Consider the following 10310-nt stretch of genomic DNA (forward strand, 5'->3'; position numbering starts at 1 on the left):
ACCATCGTGTAGGCGAGCTGGTTGCCGGTGGTCGCCGCGAGGCCGGTGACCGGCACGCCGTTCTGCAGCACGTTGCCGCCGCCGGCCGTGACCGTGACCGAACTCGTCTTGGTGTTGGTCGCGCCGCCGTTGTCGGTGACCGTGAGCGACACGCTGTAGGTGCCGGCCGCCGCATACGTGTGACTCGGGTTGGTCGCACTCGAGGTGCCGCCGTCGCCGAACGTCCATGCGCGCGAGACGATCGTGCCGTCGCTGTCGCTCGAGCTGTCGGTGAAGTTCGCGATGAGGCCGTTCGTGGTCGAGCCGAAGTTCGCGACCGGGGGATTGTTCGTCGCCGGCGTACCGGTGAAGTTCTTGCCGCCGACGTTCGCGCCGCTGATCGTGACGCTGCTGCTCGATGGCGAGAACGTGTAGCCGGCGAGGCTCGGCGTCAGCGTATAGCTCCCGTTCGCGAGGCCGCCGAGCGTGTAGGCGCCGCTCGCATTCGTCGTCGTGCTCGCCGTGCCGGTGCCGATGGTGACCCCTGCAATGCCGACGCCCGCTCCGGTCGTGACCGTACCCGATACCGACCACGTGCTCGGCGCGGCGCCGCAATCGTTGAACCTGAAGTCCTGGATGCGCGTGTTCCAGCTCCCGGACGGACGGTACATGCCGACCATCCAGAACGTGCAGTCGTCGCTCGGGTCGACCGCCATCTGGTAGTAGTCGCCCCAGCGACCGGACGTTTCGGCCGCGCTGCCTGCCGCGACGGTGTTCTCGCCGAGCGTCATCACGCCGGCCGCGTCGGATGCCTTGCGGCCGGTGTAGCCGAGTGTCGCGTAGATCGTCGGCGAGCTCGTCTTGGTGACGTTGTAGCCGAGGCCGATGTTGCCCTTGTTGTCGGTCGCGATCGAGCCTTCGAGGTGGTTGGTGCTCGTGTCGCCCGGTCCGAACGTGCCTTCCTGCTGCAGGGTCCAGCTGCCGCCGCCGGTGCGACGAAGTTCGAACCAGCGGATGCCCGCATTGACGGTCGTGCCGCTGCGCGCGGAGTTCATGTTCGTCGCGAACTGGCCGACGATCGATTCGTAGCTGCCGAGGTTGCGGTACACGAGCGAATTGAGGATCACCTCGCGGATCGGGTCGAGCAGCGACGTCGATCCCGGCTGCGGCACCGTCGCGAAGGTCGAGTAGTCGCGGAACCAGCTGTTGAACTCGGTGATCGGGATGCGCGGCAGCGTCGTGATCGCGCTGTTCGACGGCGTGTTCCAGTCGATGTTCATCGAGTAGAGGTCGATGAAGTCGCGCGTGGTGTCCGCCGACGTGCCCGCGTGCGCCTCGTCGTCGTCGTGGCGCGCGAGGATCTGCTGCGTGCCGGCGGGCGGCGCGTGCGCGCCGTCGCCCATGAACGTCGCCGGCGTCAGCGCCTGGAAGCCGTAACCGGCGAGCTTGGGCACGCTCGCGAAGCGCTGCTGCGCGCGCGCGGTGGCGCCGTTGAGCATGTTCGCGCGGTCGTAGGCGTAGGCGGTCACGTTCGACGCGCCTTCGTTGTCGGTGCAGACGTAGGCGTTGGTCCAGACGCCGCAATGCGGATAGTCGTTCTGCGTCGGCGTGGAAAAGCCGTAGAACCACCAGCCACCGGAGACCGGGTTCTCGGTCTTGGACACGTAGATGCACATCTTGGGCGCGGACGATGTGCCGCCCATTTCGAGCAGGAACCAGCGACCGGCGAGGCGGTCGAACAGCACGATCGGGTCGCTCACCGACGTGCGGCAGCCGTCGCCCGCCGGTGCGAGCGACGAGAACGTCGTCGGGCCCGCGAGCTTGGTGCCGGTCTTGTCGTAGATGGTGAAATTGGTGCCGCTGCTGCCGTTGATGCCGTAGACGATGTAGTTCGCGCTGACGTCGACGACCGGGTCGCCTGGCGACACGCCGGTCGAGCCGTTGTTGATGCTCACGCGACCCTGCGCGCCCGCTTGCGTCGCCGACAGCGGCGCGTCGTCGTCCCAGAGCTTCTGCAGCTCGGGCAGGCGGTCGGGGGCTGCTTCCATCCAGGCCGGTGCGGCGGGACTGCGCTGGCCGAGCGGGAAGAACTGGCGCTTGTGCGCTTCCTTGATCGGCATGCCGGGCTGCCATTGCGGCACGACCGGCAACTGGCGCAGATCCACGTCGATGCTGATCGGCGTCACGGGTTCGCCGAGTTCGACTTGCGCGCCACCGGCGCGGGAAAGTTCGGCCGTGTGTCCGGCGCCGCACAGCAGCGCCGACAATGCCGTTCCGGCGAGTACGGTCTTCAAGCGTTTCATTCGGGAATCCTCCTGCGGAAGTCCTGTTGTGGCTCTGGTTCCTGCCGACATCCTTCGACCGGCGCCGTCGATGCGGACGGCGGATCAGTCGCTGTCGTTGTCCTCGTACTCCTCGTCCGCGGTCTTGCCGCCCAGCGGCGTGAACGCACTCCGGCGCAGCAGGCGGATCTCGCCGCGCCGGCTCTCCACGGTGATGTGCGCGTCGTCGCCGCCGATGGTCGTGCGCGCGCGCTTGTTCGGTTCCTGGTTCGCGAGATGCTCGACGTCGAGCGAGAATTCGGTGGCGAACACGCCCGACGTCGCGAGTTCGAGGGCGGCGTCGAGGCGCTCGTCGACCGCGAGCACGATGTTGCCGGTGCTGGTCGCGAGGCGTTGGCGAGAACCCTTCGGCGCCGCGGTGAACGAGGCCTCGATCGAGCCGGGCCCGGTCTGGGCCTGCACGCGGCCCTGGGTGCCGCGGATCGCGATGTCGCCGGAGACGCTCTCGAGGTCGATGTCGCCGCGCACGCCGTGGCTTTCGATCAGGCCACGCTCCGTGCGCACGGCGACCGCGTGGCCGAGCGGCACGAACGCGACGACGTCGAGGCGCTGTCCTTCGGCGACGATCGCGCCTCCCGGCAGGCGCGGCGCGAAGCGGTACGGGCCCGATGCTGCGTCCGGCTCGAACGCGATCGGTACCGCACCGGCGGGCTGCTGCAGCACCGCATGGATCTCGAGCGCGTGCGCGAAACCGCCGAAGCGCAGGCGCACGTCGCCATAAGGGTTGTCGATGGCGATCGCCCGGCCATCGGCCAGCAACGCGCTGAAATCGAGTCGCTGCGGCTGGGCGGCGTCGGTCGCTGGAAGCGCGACGGCGGACGGCGACGCCGCCCCTACCGGGCGGCCGGAATCGACATGCGCACACCCGTGCAGCGCGCCGAGCGCTGCAGCGAACACGAGCGTCCTCATCGGCCTCTCCCCAGGCTTGGAAGACTTGCTGGAATGTCCGCGGGCCGCGTCGCGCGCGTGCCGGCCCTCTCCGGCACTACGCCCGTGGACTGATCTTGCGTCGGTCTAACGGATCAAGCATGCACGGGTCAATGGCGGAATACAATCGAGGCGCGGTGGCGCGCACGCGAATCGTGAGCGGCGTCACGCCCGGTTCGCCGCAGTCGCGCGGCGCGCTCCCCCCGTCCGGACCGGGGAGGCGTCGCCCGCGCGTGCTACCATCGATAGTCGGGCCATTTGGCCGTCCAAACGAAGGCGACATGCAGATCGAGACGAAGTTGCCGAAGGTCGGCACGACGATCTTCACGGTGATGAGCCAGCTCGCGGCCGAGCACAAGGCCGTGAACCTCGGCCAGGGCTTTCCCGATTTCGACGGTCCACCCGCGCTGCACGAAGCGCTCGCTCGCGCGATGGCGCAGGGACGCAACCAGTACGCGCCGATGACCGGCGTGCCCGCGTTGCGCGAGGCGATCGCGCGCAAGACCGAACGGCTCTACGGGCGCAAGGTCAACCCGGATACCGAAGTCACCGTGACGTCGGGCGCGACCGAGGCGCTGTTCGCCGCGATCGCCGCGGTCGTGCGCACGGGTGACGAAGTCATCGTGCTCGATCCGTGCTACGACAGCTACGAGCCCGCGATCGAGCTCAACGGCGGCCGCGCGGTGCACGTCGCGCTCGATCCGCAGGATTTCTCGCCGGATTGGCAGCGCATCGCGGCCGCGATCACGCCGAGGACGCGCATGATCGTCGTGAACTCCCCGCACAATCCGTGCGGATCGGTGTTCGGCCCGGCCGACCTCGACGCGCTCGCCGCGCTCGCGCGCAAGCACGACCTGTTCGTGCTGTCCGACGAAGTGTACGAGCACATCGTGTTCGACGGCGCGTCGCATCAGAGCGCGCTGCGCCACGAGGAACTCGCCGAGCGCAGCTTCGTCGTCAGCTCGTTCGGCAAGACCTACCACTGCACCGGCTGGAAGGTCGGCTACTGCATCGCGCCGCGCGCGCTGTCGGCCGAGTTCCGCAAGGTGCACCAGTACCTCACGTTCTGCACGTTCACGCCGGCGCAGTGGGCGCTCGCGGAAACGATCGAGGCCGATCCACGGCACTACCTCGACCTGCCGGCGTTCTACCAGGCCAAGCGCGACCGTTTCCGCGCGTTGCTCGAGGGCTCGAAGTTCCGCCTGCTGCCCGTCGGCGGCGCGTACTTCCAGGTCGCCGACTACTCCGCACTGAGCGGTGCGGATGATCTCGCGTTCTGCGAGTGGCTGGTGAAGGAAGGCGGCGTCGCCGCGATCCCGATCTCGGCGTTCTACGACAACCCGCCCGCGCAGCAACGGCTCGTGCGGTTCTGTTTCGCCAAGAGCGACGCGACGCTCGAGCAGGCGGCGGCGCGCCTGAGGGCGCTCTGACGTGGACGCGCGCAGGCAGCCGTTGCGGGTGTCGCTCGTGCAGGGCGAGACGCGCTGGCACGACGCGGCGGCGAACCGCGACTACTACGGGGCACTCGTGCGCCCGCTGCGTGGCCGGACCGACCTCGTCGTGTTGCCGGAAACGTTCTTGTCCGGCTTCACGAACGAGGCGCTCGGCAATGCCGAATCGATGGACGGCGAAGGCCTGCGATGGCTGCGCGCCCTCGCGGCGGACATCGGCGCGGTCGTGACCGGCAGCCTGGTCGTGCGCGAAGGCGAGCGCTGCACGAACCGACTCGTCTGGATGCGTCCCGACGGCAGCCAGGCGCTGTACGACAAGCGTCACTTGTTCCGCATGGCGGGCGAGCACGAACGCTACGCCGGTGGCAGCGAGCGCATCGTCGTGGAACTCGAAGGCTGGAGGATCTGCCCGCTGGTCTGCTACGACCTGCGGTTCCCGGTATGGTCGCGCAACCGATACGACCGCGTCGCGCAGCGGTTCGACTACGACCTGCTCGTGTACGTCGCGAACTGGCCGGGCGTGCGTCGCCACCCGTGGCGCACGTTGCTGCTCGCGCGCGCGATCGAGAACTGGTGCTACTGCGTCGGCGTCAACCGCGTCGGCGTCGACGGCAACCAGTTGCACTACGCGGGCGACAGCGTCGTCGCCGATTTCCTCGGCCAGCCGCTGATCGAACTCGGTGCGCAGGAGCAAGTCGTCACAGTGACGCTCGATCCGGACGCGCTGGCGGCGCATCGCGAACGTTTCCCGGCCTGGATGGATGCCGACGAATTCACGATCGCGACGTGAAGCGAGTGTGCGGAGGGCTCACGCCGCGATGGCCGCCAGCTCGCGCGTGACGATGTGGCGCTCGGCCTCGGCGCGATGCGCGAAGGTGCCGAGCAGGGCGTGCGATCCGGGAGCGAGCACCTCGTACCGCTGGGCGGCGACGTCGCCCTGCTCGTCGATGGTACGCACGCATTCGATGCGATAGCCGAGCACGTTCACTTCGGTACGACGCTGGTCGCGCATGGACTGTCTCCGTTGTCGTTGGCGTTGTGCGCGCAGCTTACGCAGGTGCGGTGTGAGTGCGGTTAACGCGGTGTTGCAGCCCGGTTAACCCGCGACGTGCGTCGCAGGTACCAGCGGATCGGCCATCCCGCCGCGACGAGCACGGTGCCCCAGAGCAATGCATCCGCGCCGGTACCGGCCAGCGCGGCGATGCTGAATACGAATGCGAACGCGGCGACCGCGCGCGCGCCGCTCGTCGACGCGCCGCGAACGCCCCATAGCGCGGCGGCACTGCACACGACGTAAGGCAGCAGGCACGCCGCGGTCGACAGCAGGATCGAGAACGTGAACACGCCGACCAGGTCCTGCCGGTAGTCGGCGAGTACGAGCGCGCTCGCGAGCGCACTGCCCGCGACGAGCCCCTGCAACGGCGTGCCGCGCGCGTCGACCCGCGCGAACCAGGCGGGCAGCACGCCGTCGCGGGCGGCGGCGAGCGGCAGCTGCCCCTGCAGCAGCACCCAGCCATTGAGGGCGCCGAAGCAGGCGACCGCGGCGGTTGCGGCGAACAGCATGCCGGCCTTGCCGCCCCACAGCCTCGAAGCCGCATCCGCGAACGGCGCCGACGACGCCCCGAGCGCGTCCGCGGGTACGATCGCAGCGACCACGGTGCACGCGAGGACGGTCACGACGATCGCGATCGCCGATCCGGCCAGGGTCGCGCGCGGAAGGTTCCGGCGTGGATGCGCGACGTCCTGCGCGACGACGGTCGCGCTCTCGACGCCGAGGAACGCCCACAGCGTCAGCGCGGTCGTGGCGAGCGCGACCGACCACAGGCTTTCGCCGCTGCGGTTGAACGGCTGCCAGTGCGCGCGCGGGAGTTCCGGCGCGGCGAACACGACGAGCGCGGCCAGCGGTAGCAGCTTGAGCACGGTCGTGACGAGTTGCACGGCTCCCGCACGGCGCACGCCGAGCGCATTGGCGAGCGTGCATGCCCAGAGCGCACCGAGCGCGGCGAGGGGCGCGCCGGTCGCGCTCGCCGCGGGCGGGAACAACGATCCGAGATAACCCGCGAACGCGACCGCGATCGCCGCGTTCGCACACCAGATCGAAACCCAGTAGCTCCATGCGATCGCGAAGCCCGCGCCGTCGCCGAATGCGGCGCGCGCGAACGCGTACGGTCCGCCGCTGCGAGGCAGGCGACGGCCGAGGTCGGCGAACACGAACGCGAGCGCGAGGCCGCCGAGCGCGCTCGCGCCCCAGCCGAGCAGTGCCGCGGGCCCGTAGGGCGCGAGCGAGGCGGGCAACAGGAACAGCCCCGAGCCGATCATGTTGCCGGCGACGATCGCCACCGCGGTCGCGAGTCCGAGCGCGGCGCGCGGCGGATCGTTCGGTGTCGGCATCACTCACCCCTTCCGGTCAAGGGAGGTCAGGTTCGCGCGGACGCGGGGACCGATCCGTCACGTCGTCCGCATCCGTGCAACGCCGACTCGCGGCCGGTCGTCGTCGGCGGCATGTCCTTGCGCGCCCGCGATCGCGCGAACGGCGGTTCCATGGTAGCCGCCGGGTCCTAACCTGCGGCCGTGCGATACGCGGCGCGCAGCAGTTCATGGAAATGGTGGACGCCGCTTTCGCGCTTCGGGTTCAACCGGCCGGCGACGTACGAACCGGACGCGAGGCCGCGCTGGACCGCCTCGCAGATATCGACGTCTTCCTTCTGCACGGCATCGCTGAAGAGAAGGTCGCGCTCCCAGCGGCCGACCGCGTCGACGTCGGCCGGATAGTAGTAGTCGAACTCGACGCGGCAGCGGTTCCCCGGCAGCGGCAGCACGCGATTGGTCTGCAGCCGATCGGGCAGGATGTTGAGCATCGTGTTGGGCCAGATCCAGTAGTACAGCGCTTCGCCCTGGCCGTACAGCTCGCTCGCGCTCTCGAGCGGGCTCCACTGCAGCGAATGCCACAGCGCGACCTCGGTCACGTAGCTGCGATAGTCGAGCATGCGGTTGAGCTCGGGATGGATGTGCGGAACGTGGTAGCCCTCGAGGTAGTTGTCGACGTACACCTTCCAGTCGCAGGCGATGTCGTAGGCGACGCGGCGCTGGAACGCGTAGCCGTCGAACGCGCCGGGGCCGACGCGTTCGTCGACGCCATCGAACAGCGCAGCGAGTGGCGGCGCCTCGCCGAGCGCGACGAACACGAGGTCGCGCCAGCGCGCGATGCGCGCATGCGGCAGGTGTACGGCGCCGACATCGAAATTGCGTGCCGAATCCATCTCCGGCGCGCTCTGCAGGCGCCCGTCGAGCGTGTAGGTCCAGCCGTGGTAGCGGCATCGCAGGCGCCTGGCGCCGCGACCGTCGCACAGCGCGAGTGGCCCGGCGCGGTGGCGACAGACATTGTGCAGCGCGCGCAGCTCGCCGTCGTCGGCACGCACGACGAGGAGCGGAACGCCCGCGACGTCGGCGACGACGTGATCGCCGACACCGTCCAGTTGCGATGCGTGCGCGACGAGCTGCCAGCTGTGGCCGAACACCGCGCGGCGGTCGAGCGCCTCGGCCGCGGCGCCGACGTAATGGTGCGCCGCGAGCGCCGACGCCTGGGCAAGCGGTTGCGCGGCGAAGTCGGGGTGCGGGTGCGGGGAACCGGTGGCCATCGTGCGGTCCGTTGCCTCGCGGCCAGTATCCGGGCACGGGGGCGGCTCGCGCAACGACCGGCGCGCGCGGGCTGATACGATAGACGCGATATGACCCCGTCGATTCCGTTGACGGCGCGCGAGCGCCGCGATTTCTGGCTGCTCATGCTGTTCGCCCTGGTCGTGCTCGGCATGGGCATCGGCTTGCGCGATCCGTGGCCGGCAGACGAACCGCGCTTCGCGCTCGTCGCCAAGCAGATGGTCGAATCGGGCGACTGGCTGTTCCCGCACCGCGGACGCGAACTCTATTCGGACAAGCCGCCGCTGCTGTTCTGGCTGCAGGCGTCGGCGTACGAACTCGTGCGCAACTGGCGGGTCGCGTTCCTGCTGCCGTCGCTGCTCGCCGGCCTGCTCACGCTCGGCCTCGTCTGGGATCTCGGCCGCCGCCTGTGGAGTCCGCGCGCGGGCCTGTACGCGGCGATCGGCGTGCTGTTCGCGTTCCAGTTCACGTTCCAGGTCAAGCGCGCACAGATCGATCCGCTCGTGATGGGCTGGATCACGCTTGCGAACTGGGGCCTGCTGCTGCATTTCCTGCGCGGCCCGGACTGGCGCGCATACTGGCTCGGCTGTTTCGCGGCCGGGCTCGGCGTGGTCACGAAGGGCGTGGGCGTGCTCGCCCTGCTCATGTTCGTGCCGTACCTGTTCGCGCGCTGGCGCGGCTGGGACGGCGTCGCGCGCACATCCGGCGCGACCTGGCGCTGGCTCGGCGGCGCGTTCGCATTCCTCGCGCCGATCCTCGCCTGGGGCGGCACCGTGCTGCTCGTCGCACGATCGAGTGCGACGCCCGAGTACTCCGCATACGTCGATGACCTGTTCCTTCACCAGACCGCGGGCCGCTATGCCGGCACGTGGTCTCATCCGCAACCGTTCTGGTACTTCCTACCCGTCGTGACCCTGCAATGGTTGCCGCTGTCGCTCGCGTATGTCGGAGCCGTGCCGCGCTGGATGCGGGACCTGCGCGCACGCGACGCGCGCGTGCTGTTGCCACTCGCATGGTCGCTGATGACGTTGCTCTTCTTCAGTATCCCGACCGGCAAGCGCGAGGTGTACCTGATGCCGGCGCTGCCGATGGTCGCGCTCGCGCTCGCGCCGCACCTGGCGGACATCGTCGCCGCGCGCTGGCTGCGCGCGACGGCGCTCGGGCTCGCACTCGTCGCCGGCGTTGCGCTCGTCGTCGCTGGCGGGTGGGCGCTGTCCGGGCATGCGCCGGCCGCGGAAGACTTCCTGCGCCGGCGCGAACTCGAGGACCTCGGTCATGTCGTCTGGGGCATGTTCATCGCGATCGGCGCGGTGTTCCTCGTCGCGTCGGCGTGGTTCCGCGCGCGGCGCGGCGTTCATGCGTTGCTCGCCGGCATCGCCGGGCTCTGGCTCGTCTGGAGCTCATGCGCGTACCCGGTGCTCAACGACTCGAGTTCCTCGGCGGGGATCATGCGGCGCGCGCGCGAGATGGCCGGCACCGGCAGCGAGATCGGCCTCGTCGCGTGGAAGGAGCAGAACCTGCTCATGGCGCAAGGGCCGGTGCGCGACTTCGGCTTCCGCGAACGCTGGGACCGCCAGTTCGTCGAAGCCGCGCGCTGGCTTGGCGAGTCGCCCGCGCAGCGACGGATCTTCATCCTCGACCGCGCGATGGATGCCGCCGGCGCGTGCGTCGATCGCTCGAAGGCACGGCGCGTCGGCCATGCGAACAGGCGCGAATGGTTCCTGCTCGATGCGGATGCGGTCGTGCCCGGTTGCGTGCCCGGGGCGCCGTCAGCGACGGGTGCGGCGGACGCCGACGACGCGGATTCATGATGGGGATTCGCCCGCTCGCGGCGCGTCTGCCGCGCGGCGGCCGGCTGCGATGACGACGATGTACCGTTTCGACGATTTCGAACTCGACCCGGCCAAGCGCGAACTGCGCAAGGGCGGACGACCGCTCGCGCTGCCCGCACGCG

At 69.7% G+C, this 10310-nt stretch carries 7 protein-coding genes and 1 pseudogene; 3 read left to right on the forward strand and 5 right to left on the reverse strand.

From position 1 onward, the window contains the following. Both VI238_RS03195 and VI238_RS03200 read right to left on the reverse strand, forming a co-directional pair. On the reverse strand, nucleotides 1-2282 hold a 2282-nt coding region (locus VI238_RS03195; protein WP_331648376.1), incomplete at its 3' end, for a PKD domain-containing protein. Between the two features lie 84 nt (nucleotides 2283-2366). Beyond that, nucleotides 2367-3230 (reverse strand): hypothetical protein, encoded by an 864-nt coding sequence (locus VI238_RS03200; RefSeq protein WP_331648378.1) that lies wholly within the window; start codon nucleotides 3228-3230, stop codon nucleotides 2367-2369. Nucleotides 3231-3529: 299 nt separating this feature from the next. Between VI238_RS03200 and VI238_RS03205 the strand changes: the two genes are divergently transcribed. Continuing rightward, the gene (locus VI238_RS03205; RefSeq protein WP_331648380.1) at nucleotides 3530-4678 is read left to right on the forward strand and encodes a pyridoxal phosphate-dependent aminotransferase; all 1149 of its coding nucleotides are present in this window, start codon (nucleotides 3530-3532) and stop codon (nucleotides 4676-4678) included. 1 nt (nucleotide 4679) lies between these two features. After that, entirely contained in the window at nucleotides 4680-5489 is an 810-nt protein-coding gene (locus VI238_RS03210) for an amidohydrolase (RefSeq protein ID WP_331648383.1), read from the forward strand. A gap of 18 nt (nucleotides 5490-5507) precedes the next feature. Here VI238_RS03210 and VI238_RS03215 read toward each other — a convergent pair whose 3' ends face one another. The 3 genes from VI238_RS03215 to VI238_RS03225 form a co-directional block, all read right to left on the reverse strand. Continuing rightward, nucleotides 5508-5681: a hypothetical protein gene (locus VI238_RS03215; protein ID WP_331648385.1), complete on the reverse strand. Its 174-nt coding sequence runs from the start codon at nucleotides 5679-5681 to the stop codon at nucleotides 5508-5510. A gap of 92 nt (nucleotides 5682-5773) precedes the next feature. Continuing rightward, nucleotides 5774-7090 (reverse strand): amino acid permease, encoded by a 1317-nt coding sequence (locus VI238_RS03220; protein ID WP_331648387.1) that lies wholly within the window; start codon nucleotides 7088-7090, stop codon nucleotides 5774-5776. A 167-nt stretch (nucleotides 7091-7257) separates the two neighbouring features. Further along, nucleotides 7258-8337, reverse strand: coding sequence for an aromatic ring-hydroxylating dioxygenase subunit alpha (locus VI238_RS03225; protein ID WP_331648389.1), 1080 nt, complete (start codon nucleotides 8335-8337; stop codon nucleotides 7258-7260). Between the two features lie 171 nt (nucleotides 8338-8508). Here VI238_RS03225 and VI238_RS18735 point away from each other — a divergent pair. Then, nucleotides 8509-9108: pseudogene (locus tag VI238_RS18735) on the forward strand (ArnT family glycosyltransferase); the annotation flags it as partial. Nucleotides 9109-10310: the final 1202 nt, after the last annotated feature.

Origin of the sequence: Dokdonella sp. (assembly GCF_036518555.1) — a bacterium.
Classification (GTDB): Bacteria; Pseudomonadota; Gammaproteobacteria; order Xanthomonadales; family Rhodanobacteraceae; genus Dokdonella_A.

Bases quoted from the DNA above. Each gene is read 5' to 3' on its own strand.
- VI238_RS03225 (WP_331648389.1), bottom strand. From the start codon at position 8,337: ATGGCCACCGGTTCCCCGCACCCGCACCCCGACTTCGCCGCGCAACCG.
- VI238_RS03220 (WP_331648387.1), bottom strand. From the start codon at position 7,090: ATGCCGACACCGAACGATCCGCCGCGCGCCGCGCTCGGACTCGCGACC.
- VI238_RS03200 (WP_331648378.1), bottom strand. From the start codon at position 3,230: ATGAGGACGCTCGTGTTCGCTGCAGCGCTCGGCGCGCTGCACGGGTGT.
- VI238_RS03205 (WP_331648380.1), top strand. From the start codon at position 3,530: ATGCAGATCGAGACGAAGTTGCCGAAGGTCGGCACGACGATCTTCACG.